The following is a 24,534-nucleotide window of genomic DNA, read 5'->3' as shown; positions in this document are numbered from 1 at the left end:
TAACCTTTTGACTGAATACAATTGGTTTTTATTTTACAACAAAATAAAACCAACAGAGGAGGAGACTACTATGTCTCGTTATACAGGTCCATCATGGAAACTGTCTCGTCGTCTTGGAATTTCTCTAAGCGGCACAGGTAAAGAATTAGAAAAACGTCCGTACGCTCCAGGGCAACACGGTCCAAACCAACGCAAAAAATTGTCTGAGTACGGTTTACAATTACAAGAAAAGCAAAAGCTTCGCCATTCATATGGCTTGAACGAGCGTCAATTCAAAACGTTGTTCAATAAAGCTGCTAAGCTTCAAGGTAAACAAGGTGAAAACTTCATGATCCTTCTTGAAACTCGCCTAGATAACTTAGTTTACCGTTTAGGTCTTGCTCGCACTCGTCGTGGAGCTCGTCAATTAGTTAACCACGGTCACGTTATGGTCGATGGCGCACGCGTTGACATTCCTTCATACCTTGTAAAACCAGGTCAAGAGATCTCACTTCGTGAAAAATCTCAAAACCTTACAGCTGTTAACGAAGCTATGGAAGTAAACAACTTCGTACCTGAGTACTTAGAGTTTGACGCTGACAAAAAAGTTGGTAAATTCACTCGCCTTCCAGAGCGTAGCGAATTATCTGCTGAAATCAACGAAGCTCTTATCGTTGAGTTCTACTCTCGTTAATTTGCGTTTCTGCCTCCCTTTATGGGAGGTTTTTTTGTGCCTACTAAAAAAACCCGCCCTCACCTAAGTGAGAACGGGTATTCTTGTTACATAATTTCTTTAAAAATATAGCCGTTCAAACGCTCATCACGTGTGATCTCTAATTGATCCCCTGGCTTGGCCTTAACTGTAAATTTATCTTTAGGGATAAATATACGCTCATTTGTTTCTTTTTCATTTAAAATCACGAAAAAATCATCAACGACACTTACTATACAAATTTTTGATTGGGACATTACCGCTACTCCTTGCATAGGTTCATATATATATGCTAGTGTACCACAATCCCATAACAAAAAATTAGTTAATATTGATTTTTTTCAACAATTTTTAATACCATCTATTGTAAAAATTGTATCATTCTATAGTTTTTCTTTCCTCTTCTCACAATCATAAATTGATCGTCTAGACGGTCAGTCCCAGTGACTGTGTAGGCTACGTCTGTTACTTTTTCCCCATTGATGGAAATCGCTCCATTTGTTACATCTTCACGGGCTTGACGCTTGGATGGAGAAACTGCAGCTTCCACTAATAAATCTACAATATTTGCATCTTGTTTTGGTACTTCAGATGTCGGCACATCTTTAAATGCATCTTTCATTTCAGATACAGTCAATTCTTTCAAGTTCCCACTGAATAAAGCTTGGGAGATTCGAACAGCCTGCTCATGCGCCTCGACTCCATGGATCAACTCCGTCATTTCTTTAGCAAGACGTTTTTGTGCTTCACGTAGATGTGGTTGCTCTTGTACTGCTTTTTCAAGCGCTTCGATTTCTTCACGACTTACGAAAGTAAAAATCTTCAAATATTTGATGACGTCCGCATCTGCTGTATTGATCCAGAACTGGAAGAATTCATACGGCGTCGTTTTTTCAGCATCTAACCATACTGCTCCTCCCGCTGTTTTGCCAAACTTCGTCCCGTCGGCTTTTGTCACAAGAGGAATCGTGATTCCAAATGCTTTTGCTTCTTCGTCGTGCGTCTTGCGAATCATCTCAAGACCTGTTGTGATGTTGCCCCACTGATCAGATCCTCCGATTTGAACGCGGCAGTTGTGGTGGTCGTATAGATGGTTGAAGTCAATTCCTTGAATTAAAGTGTAAGCAAACTCTGTAAACGAAAGACCTGTGTCCAAACGACTTGAGATGGAGTCTTTGCCTAACAAGTAGTTGATGTTCACCAGTTTCCCATAGTCACGTAGGAAGTCGATGATAGTCATATTACTGATCCAGTCTTTATTGTTGACCATCTTTGCACCGTTGTCTGCTTCGAAATCAAAGATGCGCTTCATTTGCTCTGTAATTGCAGCAACGTTTTGGTCCACTTGCTCCATGCTTTGAAGTTGGCGTTCTTCTGAACGACCGGATGGATCTCCAATAGTTCCAGTCGCACCACCTACTAACAAGATCGGTTGATGCCCGTGCATTTGGAAACGACGCAAAGTAAGTAATGGAACGATATGGCCAATATGCATGCTGTCTGCTGTCGGATCCACTCCACAGTAAAGGGCTACTTTTTCTTTATCGAGAAGTGCAGTCATCCCCTCTTCGTCAGTCTGTTGATACAACAAGCCTCTCCAGCTTAAATCTTCTAAAAGTTGTTTCGACATCTTATTTCCTCCTCAATCTGAATTTTCGCAATAAAAAAGTCCCTACATCTCAAAAGATGCAGGGACGCGAATACGCGCGGTACCACCCAGTTTAGAAAGGAGCTATCTCCTTCTCACTCGTATGACGTTAACGCCGTCTTACGTTAAGCTCCTAAACTGTACTTCACGCATGGCAATGTCTGGTTTGCAGCACCCACCAGATTTCTAATGGCATTGACCATAAGCTACTCGTATTTACTCATCGCTTAAATATATACCTATTTTACTCATTTCACAGAAGTTGTCAATAACTATCGAACTTGGGGTGCCTATTATGCTATAATAAAGTGATATTTTAGGGGGTGCACGACCTTGAACTGGAAGGAACGATTAGATAGTTGGACCCGTTCAAAATGGGCCAAGGCATTACGTATTACAGGAAGTGTTTTTTGGAACTTAGCACTGATTTTATTAGTTGTGTTTGTGGTCCTGGGAGCCTTTGGCGCATCTGTCGGAGCTGGCTATTTTGCAGCGCTTGTAAAAGATGAACCGTTGCGTTCTGCTGAACAAATGCGCAATGCGGTCTTCACATACGAAGAGACCTCAGAGATTTATTTCAAAGACAATAATTACTTTGGAAAAATGAGAACGGATCTGGAGCGTACAGAAACGAAACTTGATGCTGTCTCAGACAATGTATTAAATGCTGTGTTCGCTACTGAAGATGAATATTTTGAAGTACATGACGGGATTGTACCAAAAGCGATCTTCCGTGGACTGCTACAAGATATTACAAATGCAGACACACAAACTGGTGGTTCTACATTAACGCAACAAATCATCAAAAATCAGATTCTAACAAATGAAGTCTCCTATTCTCGTAAGGCAAAAGAAATTCTCCTTGCGATGCGTTTAGAAGAATATATGGATAAAGAAGAAATCTTAGAAGCCTACCTCAACATCATCCCTTATGGACGAAATTCAAGTGGGCGTAATATAGCAGGGATTGAAACAGCTGCACAAGGAATTTTTGGTGTAGAAGCTAAAGATTTAAACTTAGCTCAGTCCGCTTATATTGCGGGAATTCCTCAAGCTCCCTACCGTTATACTCCATTTACTAGTAAAGGTGAATTGAAGGACGCGGAAGGACTCGCGCCAGGAATCGACCGGATGAAAACTGTTCTTTTCCGTATGAATGAGACGGGTTACATCACAGAAGCTGAGTATCAAGAAGCTCTTGCTTATGACATCACAAAAGACTTTAAACCTCGTGAAGCATCGACTTATGAAGATCTTCCTTGGCTAACAATTGAAGTAGAAGAACGCGTCACTACGATTATGGCCAAAGTTTTGGCTGAACGTGATGGATTAGATCCAAAGCGAATCGATGGAGATTCTTCACTTCGTAATGAGTACCGTCAATTGGCACGTCAAGAAATCGCAACAGGTGGATACCGCATCCACACGACAATTGATGAGAAATTGATGCGCAAAATGGAAGAAATCAAATCAAACTATGACATGTACGGCTATACTCGTGTGAAAGAAGTAAAGAATTCCGAGACAGGTGAGATTGAAAAAGTAGAAGAACCCGTGCAAGTTGGTGGTATGTTACTTGAAAATCAAACCGGACGTATTCTTGCATTCATGGGTGGTCGTGATCACAATATTGAAGCTCTAAATCACTCGACACAAGCTTACCGCTCTCCTGGTTCAACGTTCAAACCGCTGATGGTCTATGCACCAGCAATTGAATATGGTGTAGCTGGCGCTGGTACTCCAGTAGTCGATGTAGAGTTCTCATTCACGGATGCGTCTAACTCAGGATGGTCACCAGAGAACTACAATCCAAACCAAGAAAAGGGAATCATTTCGCTTCGTAGCGCCCTGACAACGTCTCAAAATTTAACAGCGATCCGTTTATATGACACGATACGTGAACGTAAACCTATCGATTTTCTTCATAAAATGGGCTTCGATAGTGTCGAAGATAAGGAGAACAGCAACCTTTCCCTTTCTATCGGTGGAACAAGTAAAGGTGTCACTATTGAAGAAAATACAAACGCCTTCGCGATGTTTGCGAACAATGGATCCTTTGTAGATGCTTATTTAATCGAAAAGATTGAAGATGTAGATGGGAATATCGTATATGAACACAAGGCAGAACCTGTACAAGTGTTCAGCCCTGCTACTGCTTATATCATGAATGATATTATGCGCGATGTATTTGACGAAGGAACAGCAACAGTCGCAAATTCACGCTTGAAATTCAGTTCTGATATTGCCGGTAAGACAGGGACAACTCAGGACCATAAAGATGCTTGGTTGATCGGTTACAATCCAAACGTCACACTTAGCGTATGGCTTGGGTATGACAACTACAACTTTAAAGCGGGTGACAACACCCTCTTCTATATGAACAATACGTATGGACATCCAAGTGTGCGCTCGAATACACTTTGGGCGAATCTTATGAATGGCATGTATGACGTTAACCCAGAGTTAATTGCAGCACCAAACAAGACGTTCCAACGTCCTGAAGGTGTAGTAGAGCGCTCATTCTGTGGTATTTCAGGTTTGGCACCGTCTACTGCTTGTTCGAATGCAGGTCTCGTAAAATCTGACTTGTTTAATGCAGCAACATTCTTGCCTACGAAACCAGATGATAGTTTAGTAAGCTCGTCTTATGTAACCATTAATGGCAATCGCTACCGCGCACTTGACTCAACACCTGCTGAATTTGTTGTTAAGGGTGGATTCGGAGTAAGTGAGTCGTTCATTGATCGCATGCTAGGTAACTTTGGCGGAAATGCAAGCAAACTGTTCCCAGAGAACTCCGGCTTTGCATCAAATGTAGTATCTGAAGATGTATTTAATGCAGATGGAGTGGCTCCTTCTGGAGTTTCTGCTGCAGTAGCAAACAGTGTTATGACGTGGACCAATTCAGGCTCAGCTGATGTCGTAGGGTATTATATTTACCAAGGTGATACACGAATTGCAGCCATCCCACAAGCTAGTGAAAATCGTTATGTACTAGGTGGTTATGGAAATTATTCTGTGCGTGCAGTAGACATTACTGGTAAGATATCTGCACCATCTAATGTGATCACACGAGAACGTCCTGAGCCGAAACCAGAACCAAAACCACCTGCTTCTGGCGGTGGCAATTCTGGAGGAAATAATTCTGGTGGTGGAGATGGCGGAGGAAATTCTGGCGGTGGTGACAACGGTGGCGGAGATGAAGAGCCAACGGATCCAGTTGAACCGACAGATCCTACAGATCCAGGCACCGATGACGGTGAAGAATAACCTATATAAAAAAACAGTACGCTGAGAAAATTCAGCGTACTGTTTTTTTATTAGTCTTCCATTGTTGATAAATCACCTGTCGGCAAGTTGAGTTCCCAAGCCTTCAGCACGCGACGCATGATCTTTCCGCTACGCGTCTTCGGAAGTTTTTCCTTAAATTCAATTTCTCGTGGAGCTGCATGAGCAGCCAGTCCTTTTTTCACAAATTGTTGAATTTCTGCAATCAATTCATCGGACTCCTCATAGCCATCATTTAAAGCAATGAACGCCTTAATAATTTCGCCCCGAACAGGGTCTGGCTTTCCAATGACTCCAGCTTCCATAACTGCTGGATGTTCAATCAGTTTGCTTTCTACTTCAAATGGTCCTACACGCTCTCCTGACGTCATGATGACGTCATCGACACGACCTTGGAACCAGAAATACCCGTCTTCATCCATGTAGGCTGAATCTCCTGAGAAATACCATTCGTCATTCATGAAGTATGACTCATACTTTTCTTTATTGTTCCATACCTCACGCATCATCGAAGGCCAGCCTTTTTTGATGGCCAAGTTGCCCATTGTGAGTGGTGGTACTTCTTTTCCTTCGTTATCGATGATAGCGGCATACACACCCGGAATCGGTTTCCCCATGGATCCTGGTTTGATTGCCATCGTCGGATAGTTACAGATCATCTGTCCACCTGTTTCTGTCATCCACCAAGTATCATGAATTCGCAGTCCAAAGACTTGCATTCCCCACTTCACGACTTCTGGATTCAATGGTTCCCCTACTGACAATAAATGACGAAGCGTCGATAAATTGTAGTCTTTGACCAGGTTGTCTCCAGCGCCCATCAACATTCGGAACGCTGTAGGAGCACTATACCAAACTGTCACTCCATAGTCTTCAATCGCCTTGTACCAAGCATCTGGTGAAAAACGGCCTCCTAAGATGAGTGAGGTAGTTCCTGTCAACCAAGGTCCGAACACACCATAAACTGTTCCCGTCACCCAGCCTGGATCCGCTGTACACCAATAGATGTCAGTATCTCGAATATCCATTACCCATTTCATCGTATGGTAATGTTGCACCATCGCACCATGGACATGAAGAATTCCTTTCGGTTTTCCAGTTGATCCTGAAGTGTAATGTAGGACCAGTCCGTCTTCCTTGTCTACCCAAACGGTTTCAAATGAGTCGCTAGCTTCTTTTAAGCCGGCCTCAAAATCCACGTATTTGTCGTCGTAATTGTCATATTCTCCAACCAAGAAAATAGTTTCAAGTTTTGGTAACTTGTCTACTGGAACTCGTGACAGCAATTCAGGAGTTGTCACAAGTACTTTTGCATCGCTGTCATCTAAACGATCATAGACTGCACCTTCCATGAAAGCTTCGAAAAGTGGCCCTACTATGACCCCCATCTTCAATGCCCCAAGTAGTGCAAAATAAAGTTCTGGAGAACGTGGCATGAAAATAAACATGCGGTCTCCTTTTTCAAGAGATGAATTTTTGGATAATGTATTTGCAGCACGATTGACGTTGCGCATCATCTCATAAAATGTATAGCTTTCTTTACGGGTCCCATCCTGATAGTAAAGAGCCACTTTGTTTTTGTTTTGGGAACGAGCGTGTCGATCGATTGCTTCGTGCACAATATTTAGTTTTCCTGTCTTGTGCCAATCGAAGACTTCCGATGCCTGATCCCACGCAAAGTCTTTTGAGAATCCCTCGTAATCGGAGAGATTGTAGTCTCCTTGGACTGCTGGTAGTGTTTCAAGTTTCATATCGTCACCCCTTCTATGTAAGTACCCCCTTATTTTACCTAAAGTTATTTCGTTTGTACAACTATTCTGAATGTTTCTTGAAAGCGCACACATTGTAAATACTTTACGGTATAATGAAAAAGAGTATAACAAAGGTGGTGTGCATGTGATTCACAAGAAGACTTACAATGCCATTGAAGTCAAAACTAAACACGGGACAGTCATTGTAGAAGGACCTGTACCTAGTGAAGAAATCGCCGCTCTTCAGTTTCATGAAGATTTAACCGCATTTCGAGTGCCTGAGCAGCAGCACAAAGCCATTATCGATATTGCCAAGTTACCTGAAGGGCGCTTAATTATTGCTCGCGAACAAACTACTATTGTAGGTTATGCGACATTCTTACATCCGGATCCTTTAGAGCGATGGTCTAAAGGCAATATGGAAAACTTGATTGAGTTAGGTGCTATTGAAGTCATTCCAAAGTACCGCGGTAGTGGTGTTGGAAAGAGCTTATTGAAAGTTTCGATGATGGATGATGCTATGAACGACTACATTGTCATAACGACCGAGTATTACTGGCACTGGGACTTAAAAGGAACCGGACTCAATGTATGGGAGTACCGCAAAGTGATGGAAAAAATGATGAATGCCGGCGGTCTCGAATATTTTGCGACAGACGACCCAGAAATTAGTTCCCATCCTGCCAATTGTTTAATGGCTCGTATCGGGACACGGGTCGATTCGGAATCCATTCAACAGTTTGATCAACTACGTTTCATGAACCGCTTTATGTATTAGGAGGGACCTCATGTTAATTGAAGAAATTATGAATCCAGACGTTGCCACCTTGTACCCTACCCAGACGTTACGGGAAGCAGCTGCTACACTTAGAGAAAAGAAGATTCGTCATATCGCCGTGATTAACGAACAGCGAAAAGTAGTTGGTGTCATCACCGATCGAGATATTAAACAAGCAACTCCGTCCAATTTACTTGAATCTGATGACTACAGCGTACTTGACACTCCTATCGAGCGAATCATGACAAAAAATCCGATTACGGGCCATCCCCTAGATTTCGTAGAAGAAACAGCTACTATCTTTTATGACAACCGAATCGGATGTTTACCCATTGTAAGCAAAGGAAAGCTGGTAGGGATGATCACAGAGTCGGACATGCTGTATAAATTCATTGAACTGACGGGAGTTACGCAACCTGGCTCACAGATTGAAATCCGGGTTCCTAATAAATCCGGTGTCTTGTACGAAGTCTCCAAAGTATTTTATCAACACAAAGTGAACGTCCTTTCTGTCCTCGTCTATCCAGACAAAAAAGACGAGACTTACAAAGTGTTGGTCATCCGTGTGAAAACGATTAATCCCCTAAAACTCGTTTCCGCACTTGAAAAAGAAGGGTTTGACGTCTTATGGCCAAGTCAGCCGACACTGTAACATGTGACTCTGTTTTTGTTTATTCTGAAGACCAATTGGGGTACCGGTTTTCCGAGACGCATCCATTTAACCAAAAACGACTTACGTTGACAGTCGACCTGCTCGAAAAAATGAATGCGCTTTCAAAAGAATGTGTGGTCTCGCCTCGCATAGCAACAGATGAAGAGCTCGAGCTTGCTCATGATCGGCGGTACATAGAAGCTGTTAAGAGAGCCTCTCTCCCCGACTGCAATCCGGATGACTTTGAAGCTTACGGAATCGGAACAGAAGACACTCCCCTATTCGCTGGCATGCACGAAGCTAGTGCGCGTTTAGTGGGCAGTACACTCGCTGCTGTGGATTATGTAATGGAAGGCAAGGCAAAACACGCGTTGAATCTTGGCGGTGGCTTGCATCACGGATTCAGAGGAAAAGCTTCGGGTTTTTGTGTTTACAATGATAGCTCTGTAGCTATTCGGTACATGCAGGAGAAATACAATGCTCGGGTCTTATATATCGATACAGACGCCCACCATGGCGATGGGGTACAGTGGTGTTTTTATGATGATCCAAATGTATGCACGATCTCAATCCACGAAACCGGTCGCTACCTCTTCCCTGGTACCGGTAATATAACCGAACGAGGTTCTGGTGAAGGATACGGGACATCATTTAACTTTCCTATCGATGCATTTACGGAAGATGAGTCGTTTTTAGAAATTTACCGAACGGCTTTTCGAGAAATCGTCGAGCATTTCAAGCCGGATGTCATTTTGACTCAAAACGGCGCAGATGCCCACTATTTTGATCCTCTTACACATTTGTATGGTTCTATGGAGATCTATAAAGAGATTCCAAAACTGGCTCACGAGCTCGCTCATGAGTACTGCGAAGGACGCTGGATTGCCGTTGGTGGCGGAGGGTATGACATTTGGCGAGTGGTGCCAAGAGCTTGGTCGTTAATTTGGCTCGAGATGACCAATCAACCACTCCCTCACGGCTCACTTCCTCAGGACTGGCTAGACCGGTGGAAAGAAGAAAGTCCCGTTCCACTCATTCCTACTTGGGAAGACCCACAACCGCTTTACGAAGCGATTCCTAGAAAAGCGGAGATCACAGATAAGAATCAACAGATGCTAGAAAAAGCGTTGTACATCATCCGAAACGAGCGAAAGCTTTCGACATAGAAAGAGGCTGGGACATAACTTATTTAATTATAAAAATGAAGTTAAAGGTTACAAAATTAAAAGTGTGTAGGGGTGACTCCAGCGGGATTACAAGCGGAAGCTGAGACCTTGGCTCAGCCCGCGCCCGCGGAACGCTTCCCCTACACACAATAGAACATACAAAAGGGAGTTTCTCATATAACGAGAAACTCCCTTTACTGGGATTTGTCCCAGCCTCTTTTTGTATTACTGCTGCTTAACAGATTGTCTTTCTTCTAAACGGTAAGGCAGGATAACGCTATTCTCTTCTACTTTTTCATTATTCATGAACTTCGTAAGTAGACGCATAGAGACCGCACCGATATCATAAAGTGGCATCGCAATACTCGTCAGCTGTGGACGCACCATACGTGTGAGCTTCGAATCTTCAAAACTGATGATTTCGATATCGCCTGGTACATCAAGGTTTGCATCTTTCGCTCCCTGCAAGATACCGATTGCAATCTCATCGTTTCCAGCAAAATAAGCTGTTGGTGGATTTTTCAGTCCTTGTAACTGGTTAAATGCTCGAATTCCTTCCTCGTATGTATTGTCGACTTCTACAATGAGGTCGGAGTCAACTTCTAAATTAGCAGCATCCAGCGCTTTCTCGTAACCTGTAAGTTTGTGCAGGCGATTAATTGAAGATTTGAGTGAGCCCGTCACATAAGCGATACGTTCATGTCCATTTTGGATCAAGCGCTCGACAGCTTGTATAGCGGCTTGATGGTACTCAATATTTACTGAAGGTGTGTCTGTAGCTTGATCTAGCGTTCCTGCAAGCACAATTGGAATGGAAGAGCGTTTCATTTCGTCTCGCAATCCATCAGACAATTGGTCACTCATCAATACAACCCCGTCTACTTGCTTGCTGAGAAGCGTGGAGAGTAACTGAGCTTCTTTTTGAGGTTGTTGATCAGAATTTGTGAGAATAATATTATAGCGGTACATCGTTGCGATATCTTCAATACCCCGAACTAATTCTGCGTAGAACACGTTAGAGATATCTGGAATAATAACTCCTACGGTTTTTGTCTTTTTACTAGCTAATCCTCTTGCTACAGCATTTGGTCGGTAATCAAGTCGTTCAATGACAGCCAGTACTTTCTGCCGTGTAGCTGGCTTTACATTTTGATTGCCGTTCACGACACGTGACACCGTTGCCATCGAGACATTGGCTTCTCTGGCTACATCATAAATGGTTACAGTCATGTGGATTCTCCCCTTCAACTCGTACTATTTTACTTAGTATACAATACTTTTGAACGGAAAACGTTAAAAATCATGTCATTTTATGAAAGGAAATCATTGTAACTTTTAGATGTGGAGAACGCCGCTTAAGAAATCTTGTGAAAATTGGGCGTGTCCGTAGAGGCGCATTTTGCCTCTATGGATGCGAACAATTTTTACGGGGATTTCTGGCGTTCGCAACTCGATTACGTTAGATGTCTAGAAAGCCGCTTTAATGCTAAAATCGTGCCTGACTTGGGGCTGTTTCCAAAAGGGCCGCGCCGAATCTTCCCAATCGCATCACGGGTGAAGCGACACGAGTGATATCCGGCATCGACCTGATCCTTCAGGAAACAGCCCCAAGATCTATGGCACGCTTATACGCTTCTTGCAATTCGAAACCTGTTATGTGATCTGATGCTAGATATTTTTGAACCTGAGATGCCACTTTCCCAGGGTATCAAGAGGTTCTCGGAGACCCCGCAGGAGTAAAGCGAAGCTTTGTTCACGACGAGGAGGCTTCGAGGTTCTCCCCTTGGAAAGGGGCTTCTCAGGTGAAACTAGCTACACTAAGATAGGATTCTGATGGCCGCTCCCACAGATAAGCGTCTCTTTTCAAAGCACTCTCAGCAAAAAGGCTTCTCAGATGAAGTTCGCAACTCGATTACGTTTAGATGTGAAACGCGTTCGCTCAGAAATGCTTTAGTCGGGTGATTATTACATTAAATGCTCTCATTATGACATTAGTTGCTTCCACTCCAACATTAATTCACTCCACTATGACATTAGCGGTTCCCATTATTACATTCCTCGTTTTATGGAAACCAATACTCGCTTCTTCAAGGAGCCCACCAGTTGCCAACTACCTTTCTAGAAAAATCTACTAAAAAAACACCCCGAAGGGTGCTGTGATTAAGCATGGATTTCGTGAGATTTCATAAACGTTTGAATCGAATCGTAGAACTCGTCGAATTGCTTTAAGTTCATTTGTTGTGCTTGGTCAGAAAGTGCCACAGCTGGATCCGGGTGGACCTCTGCCATAACTCCGTCAGCGCCAATTGCTAACGCTGCTTTAGCTGCAGGTAACAAGATGTCACGACGTCCTGTGGAATGCGTTACATCGACGAATACAGGTAAATGTGTCTCTTGTTTCAAGATTGGTACAGCTGAAATATCTAAAGTATTACGAGTTGCTCTTTCGTAAGTACGGATTCCACGCTCACAAAGAATGATTTGATTATTACCTTGTGACATGATGTACTCGGCTGCATGAATAAATTCATCAAGAGTCGCAGCAATACCGCGTTTTAATAATACCGGCTTGTCTACTGAACCGACAGCTTTTAATAATTCGAAGTTTTGCATATTGCGAGCACCGACTTGAATTACATCGATGTGGTCAAGTGCTTCATCTAAGTGACCCGGAGTCACGATTTCGGATACAACTCCTAAACCAAACTCATCAGAGATTTGCTTTAAGATTTTCAAACCATCTAACCCAAGACCTTGGAAGTCGTATGGCGATGTACGCGGTTTATAAGCGCCACCTCGAATGAGTTTCAAACCTTTAGCTTGAATCGCAGCTGCGACTTCTGCAACTTGTGTGTAGGACTCAACAGCACAAGGACCAAATACGAAAGAAGGTTTCCCTTGTCCGATAGGTTCTCCATTTACTGTTACAATAGTATTTTCAGGTTTCTTCTTACGAGAAACAAGAAGTGCTTTCTTCTGGTCATCCACTTGAAGTTCAAGTGCTGTTTTAAAGATTTCTTTAAAAATATGTTCAACCGTTGATTGTGGGAGAGGACCTTGGTTTGATTCTTTTAATAAATCTAACATGGTGCGCTCCCGTAATGGATCATAACGGTTCACACCTGATTTTTCTTTAACTCGGCCGATTTCTTGAACGACTGTAGCACGTTCATTGATCAACTTTAGAATTTCAATGTTTAAGTCATCTACGCGGCTGCGTAATGTTTCTAGCTCTGATTGACTCATGGTATTACTCCTCTCCTGGTGTTCGTTGAATTTCTGAAAATTGTACTTCATTTTCGAGATACTGTCTATTATAAGGAAGTAGAGATGAAAAGTCACGAAAAATGATTTAACGCTTCAACTCGCTAAAGTTTTACAAAATAAAAGACGCCCTCTAGGGCGCCTGTATTAACAATTAGTTTTTAGTTGTAGAATCTGTTGATTCATCGTTATCTTTCAAAGCTTCCGTGAAAGCTTCACCAACAGCAGTATCAGAAGATGTATCTTCTACAGAGTTTGATACTGTCTCTAGCACGTCCATCTCTTCTTCTCCCTCAGATGAAACAGTTCCGTCATCCATTGGAGGTGTTTGGTTCTTCTTCACTTTGCTAAGCAGCTGATTAGAAGAATCCGAAACCTTTTTCGAGATTACATTTGTTTTATCTTTTGCTGTTTGAGAAAGCTCCGCAGATTTTTCTTTTAATGTTGTAGCTTGCTCAGATAATGTACCACGTAGTTCTGTTCCGCTCTTAGGAGCTAATAAAAGAGCAGTAGCAGCCCCAATGATTCCACCTACTAAAGCACCTAACAAGAAATCTTTGCTCGCTGAATCTTCACGGTAGATATCTTCATGCGCCATGTAATTTTGTGGAGCATAGAATGTTTCTCCTTGAGTTGCATATGAAGCTTCGTGATCATAGTATTCAGAGTTTTTACGGCTTTCTCCGTAACTTGGTTTGTTTGAGTAGTTTGTCATTATAAGTTCCTCCTATAAATTTGATTGGTAGGTTGGATCTTCTTTTTTCGTTTGTTTGGCCTTGTACGTGTAGTAGCCAGCTTCTTCGAGAGATTTACGCTCTTTCCACTGGTCCCGGATGCCAAGTACCACGTTACTCCATTGAACAACTTGAGCAATCTTGTCTTCGTTCTTTTCTACTTCGTTTGTAACCGAACTTGTAATACGTTGCATGGAGGAATTAAATTGATTGACCGTATCTCCAAAACCTTTCACTGAAGTTACTAAGCCATTCAATTGGGAAGATTTGTACTGAATATCCTCCGTTAAAGCGTTTGTTTTGTGTAATAGCAATGCCGTCTCTTTCGTCATGTCTTGCAGATTGGCATCTAAATGTTCTACAGTTACAGCTACGTTTGCCAATGTTTTTTTCACAGAGAAAAATGTGATGGCTAAGCTGACACATAGAACTAGAAAACCGACTGCTGCAATGATGGCAGCTATGTACAATAAGTTTTCCATCTACTCTTCCTCCTTCACTTAATTCAAGCAGTGCTAGTTCATTATACCCCAAACTAGGGACGCTAAACTCGTCTGCTCCTTTTTTACCATGTTCTTATTATCGCTTTAATGGAATCTCCTTTTCAAGTAAAAATAAACCAGCCGAGCAGTTTCGGCTGGTTTCATAAGGATTAAACTAATTTTTCAAATGCAGCTTGGAACTTCTGAACGTCCCCTGCTCCCATGAATAAGAATACTGCGTCCTCATGTTTAAGTAGAGGTGATACGTCATTCTCTGAAATAACTTGACTAGAAGGAATTAATTTTTGTAAATCATTAATAGTGAGTTCACCAGATGCTTCACGAGCAGAAGCGAAGATTTCACATAGATAGACCGTGTCCGCTTGTGAAAGTGATGCAGCGAACTCATCTAAAAATTTCTCTGTTCTTGAGAATGTATGTGGTTGGAAAACCGCAACGACTTCTTTGTTTGGATATTTTTGACGAGCTGATTGAATCGTTGCCTTAATTTCCGTTGGATGATGCGCATAATCGTCAATTAACACACGCGAGTCCTTAACTGTTTCAGTGAAGCGACGTTTCACTCCAGAGAACGTAGAAAGACCCTCTGCAACTGCTTCTGCAGGAATCCCTTCAAAGTGACATAGCGCAATAACCGCTAATGCATTTTGAATCGTGTGATCGCCGTACATTGGAATATAGAAGCGGTGATAAAATTCATCTCGAATCATCACATCAAACGAAGTTCCTTTAGCCGATTTTTCAATAGCCGTTGCTTGGAAGTCGTTTCCGCTCTCGAGTCCATAGTAGATTACGGGTACAGATGCCGTGATTTTCAATAGATCTTCATCGTCTCCACAGGCAAAGATAGCTTTTTTGACTTGACTTGCCATCTCTTGGAACGCAGAGAACACATCTTCTTTACTTTTAAAATAATCAGGATGATCAAAATCGATGTTTGTCATCACCGCATAGTCTGGATGATAAGCCAAGAAATGACGACGATATTCGCATGCTTCAAAGACAAAGTTTTCAGCACTTGCTTGTCCATTTCCTGTACCGTCTCCAATTAAATAAGAAGTTGGAGAGTAGACATTCAATACATGAGAAAGTAGACCTGTTGTAGAGGTCTTTCCGTGAGCACCTGTCACCGCTACAGACGTAAAGTGACTCATATAGTCCCCTAGGAATGTATGATAGCGAATAATCTCTGCTCCCGCCGCGCGTGCCTGTTCAAGCTCTGGGTGGCTGTCTGGATACGCATTCCCTGCAATAACGATCATATCTTTTGTAAGTTCTGCTTGACCAAATTCATAAACGGAAATTCCTCGCTCATGAAGAGGTTTCTCAGTAAAGAAAAACTCTGCTTTATCTGAACCTTGTACTGTATGTCCAACATCGTGAAGAATCTGAGCTAACGAACTCATGCCCGACCCTTTAATCCCTGTAAAATGATAGGTTGTCACCTTAAGTTCCTCCTCACAAAATCTCCTGTAAAAACTCTTCTGATACGAGTACTTCACGTGGTTTGCTGCCATTTTGGCCTGAAATGATGCCTGCTGTTTCCATCGAATCCATCAGGCGTGCTGCTCGATTATAGCCCAAATGGAACTTTCTCTGCAACAAAGAGGTCGATGCAGCGCCATGTTCAATGACAAAGCGACAGGCTTCTTCGAACATTTCATCTTGCTCTTCCACTTCAACTGCGCGGACAATCAAGTCTTCTTGCTTGAAGATATAATCAGGCTCTCCTTGAGAGCGTGCATGCTCAATGATTCGGTCGATTTCATCATCGGACACAAATGTTCCTTGAATTCGAACAGGGCTCGCCATGCCGCTTCCAAGATACAGCATGTCCCCTTTTCCGAGTAGCCGTTCTGCACCTTGCTGATCCAAAATCGTGCGCGAATCAATCTGAGAGGAAACGGAAAACGCAATGCGAGTCGGCACATTGGATTTAATTAGTCCAGTGATGACATCCACACTTGGGCGTTGTGTGGCAAGCACTAAATGGATTCCACATGCGCGTGCTTTTTGTGCAATACGGCAAATAGAATCCTCCACATCTTGTGGAGCTGCCATCATCATATCTGCCAGCTCATCGATAACAATAACGATGTATGGAAGTTTTTTTGAAAACTCTCTAGCTTGAACCGCTTGTTGATTAAATCTTCCAATGTCTCGAACGGCAGCATGTGCAAATAGTTGATAACGGCGTTCCATTTCTTCTACAGCCCATTTTAGAGCAGCCGCTGCTGCCTTGACGTCCGTGATGACAGGACTGATGAGATGAGGAATATGATTGAATGGTGCTAGTTCGACCACTTTTGGATCAATCAATAAAAGCTTTACATCTTGTGGCGAAGCTTTATATAACAAACTAATTAAAAGTGAGTTAATAAATACTGATTTCCCCGATCCCGTCGCTCCCGCAATCAACCCGTGAGGCATCTTTCGGAGATCCATTGTCACCGGTTGTCCATGAAGGTCAAGTCCCATGGCTACTTCAAGTGGTGATTCCGCTTGCTTAAAGGCAGGAGCTTCAATCACTTCCGACAACTGCACTGCACGCGATGTGCGGTTAGGAATCTCAATACCAATTGATCGACGACCAGGAATTGGTGCTTGAATGCGAATATCTTTTGCAGCTAGCGCCAGTTTCAAGTCATCCGTCAAGTTGCGAATTTTACTAACTTTCGTCCCTTGTCCTACAGTTAACTCAAACTGAGTCACAGCTGGGCCTTGTACAATTGACAGGACTTCAGATTGAATTTGGAAATGGGCAAGTGCTTCAACAAGATGCTCTGCTTGCTGGTCCATCCATTCTTGATCATCCGATTTATGTACGGGGGCGTGAAGGAAATTGGCATTAGGCATCGCATAGTGCGCTACAGGCTGTTCCGTCTTAAGTGGTTCTACTTTTGGTGGTTCTACTTTTGTTACTTCCGTCTTCATTTGTTGCGGCGCTTCTTTTTGCTGCAGTTTTCGTTTATCAGAAGTCAGCATCAAGACATTGAAAGGTTTGATCTTTTCTTTCGGTTGTTCAACAACCTCTTCAACTGGAGACTCGCTATCTATGATAGACTGTGATGGAGTTAAATCGCTTGTTTCCTCTTCAGCAGGATGTTCGATGTCCTCTTCAAATTTCTCATCTGGTATAAGGACTTCCTCTGTAACATTGAGTTCTTCTGTAACCGCTACTTCAGAAGCGACATGCAATTCCTCTACTACGCTTACTTCTTCTAGAACCTTCACTTCTTCGGGTGTTTCACTAATTGCTTCGTTTTCTTCAACTACTGCTGTTGACCAGTCGTAATGGGAAGTTCTCATGGTACGCGATATGCTTCCTATAGATTCCTGCTCTGTCTTCAATCCGAACACAGGCGACGGTACTACAGAAGGAACATAGCGCTTGGAGGAGCGGACGATTGGTCGTGACTCTTCCTTTTTTGGTACTGCTTTGGTTGGTTGAGTAGCAGGTTTTTGTTTCGTTGATTCCCGTCTTGGTTGTTGACGTATATAAGATGGCTCTTCATAGCTATAGTCTTCATAAGAAGGGCTCGTCTGTTTATTTAGTAGGAGATTCTTTTCTTCATCCGAAATAAGAGGAAACCGAAACGGTGGTTGTTTCGTTTCTACAACTTCTTCAAAGGATGATTCCTCGATGTCCTCTATCTCTTGTTCTTGGCGAAAGAATCGCTTTATCCAATCCATACGGTAGTTCATCCTTTCTATCTCTTCATTTTAGCAAGAAAAACGCTATACGTCTGTAGGAATTTCGTATACGAAACGCTTCGATTTTCCTAGATAGGCAAAGAAAAAAAGCATACCCGGAGGCATGCTCTTACAATTCGACTTGTGAAGCTTCAAAAGGTGCTCCTGGTTCTGATGAAGAATCCAAGACCAAAATGCCTTTTTCTTGTGGTGCATTAGGAAGGTCTAGCTCTTTTGCTGAGCAAATCATCCCTGATGACGGAACTCCACGAAGGACTGCGTCTTTGATTTCGAGACCAGATGGCATCGTTGCTCCCACTTTCGCTACGACTACATGTTGGCCTTGTTCAATATTTGGAGCGCCACAAACGATTTGAAGCTCTTCGTCTCCAACATTTACTGTAGCTACGCGCAGTTTGTCCGCGTCAGGGTGTGGCTGTAGTTCTTTAACAAAACCTACTACAAATTTTGGTGAAAAGTCTGCATGCAATTCAAGTGGCACGTCATTCTGATCTAAAATCTGTTGAAGTTTTTCGATTAGTTCTGGTGTCAGTTCAACAACACCATTTTCTTGAATCTTTTCATAGTTCGAGAAGCAAAAAATATTGCATGCCATCGCTTCATTTGTTTCCGCATCCGTAACGAGCTTTACATCTCCGAAACGTTCTGAGTTGACTTCGTTTGTAGTTGTGCCTAATTCGATAAGAAGGACGTCGCCAATCCCGTTGGTATTATAATACACGCGCATTTAGTTCTTCTCCTTTTGGTTTGCATGTTTTCCAAGGATGAAAATCGGTTCTAGCTCACCGTCTTCATATAAAAAGGACAGGGATGTCACTGGGACAATGCCGACAGTAAAGAAGTGCATTGTCATTTGTGCCAAAATGTCGTATCCTGCATCATTTCGAATATCTCCGATAATCAGTACATCTTGATGAGGAACCGCCACTGTCATTTCACCTTGGATTTTGTCTTGCATCTCTTTCAATAGCTTATCGTTTAAGATACGACTCGCATCATAACCATCCTTGGCATTGAAAAAGTAAAATTGATTTCCTGCAACCTCATCTATTTTATAGTGAGTTGGAAGCTTTCGCAATTGGAAAAGTGCGGACTCCATTACTTCTTGCTCCGTCATGTTTAATTTCTTTAACAACTCTTCGTCAACTAGACGGTATGTTGTACCCAAATCTAGAGCATAAAAAATCCGCGTCTCAGCCGTGTGAGGCTTCGTGATAAACGGAATGCCACTTTTAGACTTTCTAGGAAACGAGGTAGCTCGGATCACTGGATAGATGACTGGATTTACATAATCTTCTGTCTGTTGCTCTCTTTCCATCGCATCAAATGTTTCGCGAATCATATACACGACTTCATCAATAGCGGCCTGTTGTTTTTGACCATATTTTGCGATGACCGGACCAAGAGCTACTTCGATGGCTCTTCCGACACGTTGGTGTGTTAATTTTAAAATATTGGTTTCCCGATTATACGAATAGACATAATCCGTCTCAGGAAGTTGTTCTTTCAGTTGTGCAATCAGCTGCAAGGGCTTCATAGCAAGCACTCCTTTCTCAGCATCAAAATGAAACGGCTCACGCTAGTGAACCGTCTAAAAATTCTTCAATTTGTTGTTGCGTCTTGCGGTCTTTGCTTACAAATCGCTTTGTTTCTCTTCCTTGCTCGAAAACGATGAAGCTTGGAATACCGAATACGTCCATCTCTTGACAGATTTCAATAAATTGATCGCGATCTACTGAGACGAATGTATAGTGGTCAAATTTTTGTTCCACTTCTGGCATAAATGGATCGATAAAATGACAATCTGGACACCATCCAGCTGTAAACAAGAAAACCGTATTTCCTTGTTTCAATTCTTCAAACTGTTCTTTTGATTGCAACTTGATCATTTGGAGCCCTCCTCAGATTTGAATGAATGAACGATTTGCATCATCTCATTTAACTTTTTATCAATCGAGCCGTCGTCCGTCACTGTAGTTAGCTTGATGCCACCTCTAGAGACGATCAACTCAAACTGTTCGTCAGAATGTTCAACAACTGCGGCAAAACCGAATTGGTCGCTGAGTTCATTTGTTTCTTCTTCCACGATTTCTTTAGATGGATCTGACACAAGTAAATCGTAGTACAAACGACTTGTTGCTGGTTCATTTTCATTTATAAATAACACGTATGTGTCGTTATCCTTTTTAAGTAAAATATTCGGAGCTTCCGACCCCGCTTCTACTGTATAACCACCTGGTAGAAAAACAGAGTAGTCTCCAATTTTTTCATTTGGCTTCTCTGGAGATTCTTCAAGTTGCGCAGCAGCTTGTCGAACGCCTTCAACAGCTTGCTCTTCAGGTGATGCACACCCAACAAGAACGAGCATAAGAGCCAGTGGGATCAGTAAAAATCGCCATGTTTGTTTCATTTAAAAATGGCCTCCCTTCTTTAACCCTGCCCTCTATTGTACCTTCCTATGGCAAAACAATCAATTAACTGACTTATGTAAGATATATTGGCCGACAAGTTGCAAAACGATGTGTTCAAACATGGATTGTCTTGTAATGAGATTATTAGTGAAGACGCCAATGGCTCCTTCCGCATGGCGAATGCCTGTACGTGATGTGAACTGATCCATCAGCGGTCCAAGCTCACTACCCGCTTCAATTCCTTTTGCAATGTCATCAGGCAATGGCAGACCTGCTCCCATCGCCGTAAAAACAGTGCCATCTGATGTAACAAGGGCTCCCCAATTACACAGATACAGTGTCCCTTCTATCCATTTGACGCCCCCTTCAAGACCGATTCCTGCGTCTGCATGGTCTTTCCGCTGGGCATGGCGCGCACGATTGACAGCCCCTAGTCTCGTCTCTTCATCCGAAATCGGTTGTGCAGCCACCTCTGAAGGGACATCATACGAAGTAAAAAGAGCTTCTAGTTGAGTCAGTTCAAATGCTTTTTTAACCGCCTGAATCTTTACGGGGTTTTTAGTTCCAATTGCTATGTTCATCCAATCGCTCCTTTAAAAAAAGTGCCCCGAAGGACACTTAGACGTTTTGTTTTATTGTTTGTAATGTAGTTGCGTCAGCCGATTTGACGAGTTTAGTCAATAATTCTTTTGCTGCTGCATAATCATCTGTGTGAATAATTGAAGCTGCAGTATGAATGTAACGAGAGCAAATTCCAATAACAGCACTTGGAACGCCTTCATTTGCTGTATGAACGCGTCCAGCATCTGTTCCCCCTTGAGAGATGAAGTATTGATACGGAATCTTGTGAGTTTCTGCCGTATCTAGAATAAATTCTCGCATACCGCGGTGCGTTACCATAGAACGGTCTAAAATACGTAGCAGTGTGCCTTTGCCAAGCTGGCCAAATTCGTTTTTGTCACCCGAAGCATCGTTAGCAGGACTTGCGTCTAATGCGAAGAAGAGGTCCGGTCGAATCATCGTTGCAGAAGCTTGAGCCCCTCGCAAGCCGACTTCTTCCATGACGTTGGCGCCTGAGAACAACTGGTTCGGAAGCGTTTCTTCTTTTAACTCTTTTAACAATTCGATTGCAAGACCGACACCATAGCGGTTGTCCCATGCTTTCGCCATGATTTTCTTCGGGTTGGCCATAGGAGTGAACGGACAAACAGGCACAATCTGGTCGCCTGGACGAATCCCCATTGCCTTCACGTCTTCTTTATCATCTGCCCCGACATCAATTAACATGTTCTTAATGTCCATCGGCTTGTTGCGAACTTCATCGCTGAGTAGGTGTGGAGGAATAGATCCAATAACTCCAGGAACCGTCTTCTCACGAGTCACGATGTCCACGCGCTGCGCAAGCATCACCTGGTTCCACCAGCCACCTAATGGTTGGAAGCGGATCATTCCGTTATCTGTAATGCTTGAGACCATGAACCCAACTTCATCCATGTGACCTGCCACTAAGATTTTAGGACTGTTTTCAGGACCTTTTTTTACTCCAAAGATGCCACCAAGATTGTCTTGGATTACATCATCTGCGTATTTTTCCAGTTCTTGTCGAACGAATTTTCTCACCTGATGTTCGTTACCAGGAGTTCCTGGTAGTTCCGTCAGTGTTTTAAACAGTTCCAATGTTTCGTTGTTCACAATCGTTCCCCTCCTATAAAGCACTCTATAGTTCATTGTAGTAGAACAAAATAGAAAATTCCATCTTTTCTTTCGCCATTCGAAATGTTACGACTAGGCTATCATTTCTTATTCCATGAAAAAACGTATATACTGAAAACAGAATCGTTAACTTTTGAGGAGGAATCGACTATGAGATTACGTGATTATATGATGGGTCTAGGAACTGGTGTCGTGATTGGAGTGGTGGCATCTCAAGCTGCTACACGCTACATTCCTAGTGTTACGGCTGATCAAGTGCTAGAACAAGTAAAAGCAGCGTTTAAAAAAGAAGGTCCGATTGACGGCTCTTGGGTCTATATGAAAACAGAACCATTCCATGTAGGTGTTATTGAAACAGACGTCTACCGTGGTGGAATCACTCGTATGAAAAACGGCGTAACCGAAAACTTTGAGTTTGCGGCGGACGCTAAAACTGGGTCTATTTTAGAAATAAAGCAATTAGCAGTTTAGATGTGTAGAACGCCACTCTAGAAATCTTGCGAAAATTGGGCGGAGCTATAGAGGCGCTTTTTGCCTCTATGGATGCGAACGATTTTCGCGGTGATTTCTGGCGTTCGCAACTCGATTGCTTTAGAGGTGAAAGGCGTACTAACGCCTGCAACTCGATTACTCTATTCCTACAAGACGTCATAAAGACAAAAGCATTTTCTCCTGAAATCTTGGAGAAAATGCTTTTTCATTTTACCACTACTAGTTAAACATCGTTGCGTTTAACTGAATCCACGATTTCTTTTCCATCCGCAGACCATTTCAGCAAACGATAGAACGAATCGTGATAAAAACTCACCCAATATCCGTTCTCCAAAACTTCTTTTACTAGCTTTTCTTTAGTGAAGACCGATGTCATCGGATAATCATCATACGCAAGCACCCATAATGGATTTTGATGGGCATGAGTTGGCATCAAATCTGCAAAGTGAATGATCGTCTCTTCCCCTTGCTGCATCTTGATGATACTGTGGCCGTCACTGTGACCACCTGTATGAATCATCGTAATACCCGGAATGACTTCATGAGAGTCCTTGAACGTCTTCACTTGATGTTCAATAGGCTCCCAGTTCTCTTTCCAATACGTATTGCGAGAACGAACATTAGGATGTCTCATTTCATTCCACTCGACTTCTGAAGTGTAAATCGTCGCATTCGGGAATGTTGAGCTGTAAGTGCCATCTTGTTCCAATGAAGTAAGCCCAGACGCATGGTCAAAATGCATATGAGTCATCATAATAATTGTTACGTCTTGCGGAGATAAACCGAGTTCTTTAAGCTGTTCTTCCACTTTGGATTCATCCGTAATCCCGTAATTTCGTTTTTTCTTATCGTCAAACTTTCCTGCATTCAAACCTGATTCGAGCAAGATGACCTCGCTCCCTGTTTGAATTAATAACGGATCACATGGCAGTTCAATCTGATTTTGTTCATTTACTGGATAGCGCTTGGACCAAAGCGGTTTTGGAACAACTCCAAACATGGCACCCCCATCCATATTTGTTGTACCGCCTTTTAACCATGAAAACTTTAATTCCCCAAATGTATACGTGTCCATTTCGTCACCCCTATTTAAATTTTGCTTCTAATCGATAAATCGGCTGCCCCTTTGCAGCAAATTTTTCTTCATATTCTGTACGAACATTGTCCTCTGGTTCGTTCGCATGTAAATCAAGTGATACAAATTGAAGCTTCATGCCAAAATCCGTCATACTCATTAAGGAGTATTCGAATAGGCCACGGTTGTCCGTTTTGAAATGGACTTCTCCGCCTTCTGGCATCAGTTCTTTATACAGTGTTAGGAAGTTCGCATGAGTCAATCGGCGTTTAGCATGACGTGTCTTCGGCCATGGATCGGAGAAGTTCAGATACACTTGACTGATGTCTCCCTTCTCAAAGTACTCGGTCAAATCTTTCCCGTTTACATTGAGCAAGCGCAGATTTGGTAGAGATTCTTGTTCTAACACTTTTTCAAGCGCTACAACAATTACAGAATCATATAATTCGATTCCAATATAGTTGATATGTGGGTTTTGCCGAGCCATTCCTATGACGAATTGGCCTTTCCCTGTTCCTACTTCTACATGGACAGGATTGTGGTTACCAAATTCTTCGTACCACTTTCCTTTACGTGACTCGGGATTCGCGATGACCACTTCTGGGTGAGCATGGATGTAATCCTGAGCCCACGGTTTATTTCGTAAACGCATGT

Annotated in this window: 23 protein-coding genes and 1 other annotated feature; of the genes, 6 read left to right on the top strand and 17 right to left on the bottom strand. The window is 42.6% G+C overall.

Annotated features, from left to right (window positions below):
• The first annotated feature begins 70 nt into the window (after nucleotides 1–70).
• Nucleotides 71–673 carry a 30S ribosomal protein S4 gene (gene rpsD, locus CF394_RS12595; RefSeq protein WP_094944056.1) on the top strand — a complete coding sequence of 201 codons (603 nt, stop codon included), beginning with the start codon at nucleotides 71–73 and terminating at the stop codon, nucleotides 671–673.
• Between the two features lie 86 nt (nucleotides 674–759).
• Here the strand turns inward: rpsD and CF394_RS12590 are convergent, their stop codons facing one another.
• Together CF394_RS12590 and tyrS are read right to left on the bottom strand one after the other, a co-directional pair.
• Nucleotides 760–948: a hypothetical protein gene (locus CF394_RS12590; protein WP_094944055.1), complete on the bottom strand. Its 189-nt coding sequence runs from the start codon at nucleotides 946–948 to the stop codon at nucleotides 760–762.
• Between the two features lie 104 nt (nucleotides 949–1,052).
• On the bottom strand, nucleotides 1,053–2,321 hold the full coding sequence (gene tyrS, locus CF394_RS12585; RefSeq protein ID WP_094944053.1) for a tyrosine--tRNA ligase: 1,269 nt from the start codon (nucleotides 2,319–2,321) through the stop codon (nucleotides 1,053–1,055).
• A 57-nt stretch (nucleotides 2,322–2,378) separates the two neighbouring features.
• Nucleotides 2,379–2,572, bottom strand: a binding site (T-box leader).
• A gap of 100 nt (nucleotides 2,573–2,672) precedes the next feature.
• On the opposite strand from tyrS, the gene CF394_RS12580 reads away from it, so the two are divergent.
• The gene (locus CF394_RS12580) at nucleotides 2,673–5,609 is read left to right on the top strand and encodes a transglycosylase domain-containing protein (protein WP_094944052.1); all 2,937 of its coding nucleotides are present in this window, start codon (nucleotides 2,673–2,675) and stop codon (nucleotides 5,607–5,609) included.
• 50 nt (nucleotides 5,610–5,659) lie between these two features.
• Here the strand turns inward: CF394_RS12580 and acsA are convergent, their stop codons facing one another.
• Nucleotides 5,660–7,378: an acetate--CoA ligase gene (gene acsA, locus CF394_RS12575; protein ID WP_094944050.1), complete on the bottom strand. Its 1,719-nt coding sequence runs from the start codon at nucleotides 7,376–7,378 to the stop codon at nucleotides 5,660–5,662.
• A gap of 145 nt (nucleotides 7,379–7,523) precedes the next feature.
• Between acsA and CF394_RS12570 the strand changes: the two genes are divergently transcribed.
• Genes CF394_RS12570 through CF394_RS12560 form a run of 3 tightly spaced genes read left to right on the top strand, consistent with a single transcriptional unit; the run spans nucleotide 7,524 to nucleotide 9,974 of the window.
• Nucleotides 7,524–8,156, top strand: a complete 633-nt coding sequence (locus CF394_RS12570) for a GNAT family N-acetyltransferase (RefSeq protein ID WP_094944049.1) — start codon at nucleotides 7,524–7,526, stop codon at nucleotides 8,154–8,156.
• 10 nt (nucleotides 8,157–8,166) lie between these two features.
• Nucleotides 8,167–8,808 (top strand): acetoin utilization AcuB family protein, encoded by a 642-nt coding sequence (locus tag CF394_RS12565; RefSeq protein ID WP_094944047.1) that lies wholly within the window; start codon nucleotides 8,167–8,169, stop codon nucleotides 8,806–8,808.
• Nucleotides 8,784–9,974 carry an acetoin utilization protein AcuC gene (locus CF394_RS12560; RefSeq protein WP_094944046.1) on the top strand — a complete coding sequence of 397 codons (1,191 nt, stop codon included), beginning with the start codon at nucleotides 8,784–8,786 and terminating at the stop codon, nucleotides 9,972–9,974. The genes CF394_RS12565 and CF394_RS12560 overlap by 25 nt, the downstream gene beginning before the upstream one ends.
• A gap of 225 nt (nucleotides 9,975–10,199) precedes the next feature.
• Here the strand turns inward: CF394_RS12560 and ccpA are convergent, their stop codons facing one another.
• The 12 genes from ccpA to CF394_RS12500 all read right to left on the bottom strand — a co-directional run bounded on the left by ccpA (nucleotide 10,200) and on the right by CF394_RS12500 (nucleotide 22,292).
• Complete coding sequence (gene ccpA / locus CF394_RS12555) at nucleotides 10,200–11,204, bottom strand: catabolite control protein A (RefSeq protein WP_094944044.1); 1,005 nt, start codon at nucleotides 11,202–11,204, stop codon at nucleotides 10,200–10,202.
• Nucleotides 11,205–12,134: 930 nt separating this feature from the next.
• The gene (locus CF394_RS12550; RefSeq protein ID WP_094944043.1) at nucleotides 12,135–13,220 is read right to left on the bottom strand and encodes a bifunctional 3-deoxy-7-phosphoheptulonate synthase/chorismate mutase; all 1,086 of its coding nucleotides are present in this window, start codon (nucleotides 13,218–13,220) and stop codon (nucleotides 12,135–12,137) included.
• 172 nt (nucleotides 13,221–13,392) lie between these two features.
• Nucleotides 13,393–13,953: a YtxH domain-containing protein gene (locus CF394_RS12545; RefSeq protein ID WP_094944041.1), complete on the bottom strand. Its 561-nt coding sequence runs from the start codon at nucleotides 13,951–13,953 to the stop codon at nucleotides 13,393–13,395.
• A gap of 12 nt (nucleotides 13,954–13,965) precedes the next feature.
• Entirely contained in the window at nucleotides 13,966–14,454 is a 489-nt protein-coding gene (locus CF394_RS12540) for a DUF948 domain-containing protein (RefSeq protein WP_094944040.1), read from the bottom strand.
• A 170-nt stretch (nucleotides 14,455–14,624) separates the two neighbouring features.
• A complete protein-coding gene (gene murC, locus CF394_RS12535; RefSeq protein WP_094944038.1) occupies nucleotides 14,625–15,920 on the bottom strand; it encodes a UDP-N-acetylmuramate--L-alanine ligase in 1,296 nt (431 codons plus the stop codon).
• Nucleotides 15,921–15,933: 13 nt separating this feature from the next.
• Nucleotides 15,934–18,168, bottom strand: a complete 2,235-nt coding sequence (locus CF394_RS12530) for a DNA translocase FtsK (RefSeq protein WP_243370855.1) — start codon at nucleotides 18,166–18,168, stop codon at nucleotides 15,934–15,936.
• Nucleotides 18,169–18,298: 130 nt separating this feature from the next.
• Entirely contained in the window at nucleotides 18,299–18,916 is a 618-nt protein-coding gene (ytpR, locus tag CF394_RS12525; protein ID WP_094944035.1) for a YtpR family tRNA-binding protein, read from the bottom strand.
• The gene (locus CF394_RS12520; protein ID WP_094944033.1) at nucleotides 18,917–19,726 is read right to left on the bottom strand and encodes a DUF1444 domain-containing protein; all 810 of its coding nucleotides are present in this window, start codon (nucleotides 19,724–19,726) and stop codon (nucleotides 18,917–18,919) included.
• Between the two features lie 37 nt (nucleotides 19,727–19,763).
• Complete coding sequence (locus tag CF394_RS12515) at nucleotides 19,764–20,078, bottom strand: thioredoxin family protein (protein ID WP_094944031.1); 315 nt, start codon at nucleotides 20,076–20,078, stop codon at nucleotides 19,764–19,766.
• Nucleotides 20,075–20,599 (bottom strand): hypothetical protein, encoded by a 525-nt coding sequence (locus CF394_RS12510; protein WP_094944029.1) that lies wholly within the window; start codon nucleotides 20,597–20,599, stop codon nucleotides 20,075–20,077. The genes CF394_RS12515 and CF394_RS12510 overlap by 4 nt, the downstream gene beginning before the upstream one ends.
• 60 nt (nucleotides 20,600–20,659) lie before the next feature.
• Complete coding sequence (locus CF394_RS12505) at nucleotides 20,660–21,181, bottom strand: DUF84 family protein (RefSeq protein WP_094944028.1); 522 nt, start codon at nucleotides 21,179–21,181, stop codon at nucleotides 20,660–20,662.
• A 37-nt stretch (nucleotides 21,182–21,218) separates the two neighbouring features.
• A complete protein-coding gene (locus tag CF394_RS12500) occupies nucleotides 21,219–22,292 on the bottom strand; it encodes a M42 family metallopeptidase (protein ID WP_094944026.1) in 1,074 nt (357 codons plus the stop codon).
• A gap of 171 nt (nucleotides 22,293–22,463) precedes the next feature.
• On the opposite strand from CF394_RS12500, the gene CF394_RS12495 reads away from it, so the two are divergent.
• On the top strand, nucleotides 22,464–22,784 hold the full coding sequence (locus CF394_RS12495; RefSeq protein ID WP_094944024.1) for a PepSY domain-containing protein: 321 nt from the start codon (nucleotides 22,464–22,466) through the stop codon (nucleotides 22,782–22,784).
• 244 nt (nucleotides 22,785–23,028) lie between these two features.
• Here the strand turns inward: CF394_RS12495 and CF394_RS12490 are convergent, their stop codons facing one another.
• The gene (locus CF394_RS12490; RefSeq protein WP_094944022.1) at nucleotides 23,029–23,880 is read right to left on the bottom strand and encodes a YtnP family quorum-quenching lactonase; all 852 of its coding nucleotides are present in this window, start codon (nucleotides 23,878–23,880) and stop codon (nucleotides 23,029–23,031) included.
• 10 nt (nucleotides 23,881–23,890) lie between these two features.
• Nucleotides 23,891–24,532, bottom strand: coding sequence for a tRNA (guanosine(46)-N7)-methyltransferase TrmB (gene trmB / locus CF394_RS12485; RefSeq protein ID WP_094944020.1), 642 nt, complete (start codon nucleotides 24,530–24,532; stop codon nucleotides 23,891–23,893).
• Between the last annotated feature and the right edge of the window lie 2 nt (nucleotides 24,533–24,534).

The organism is Tetzosporium hominis, assembly GCF_002265435.1.
Classification (GTDB): domain Bacteria; phylum Bacillota; class Bacilli; order Bacillales_A; family Planococcaceae; genus Chryseomicrobium; species Chryseomicrobium hominis.
This window is presented reverse-complemented; position numbering and strand designations above follow the sequence as displayed.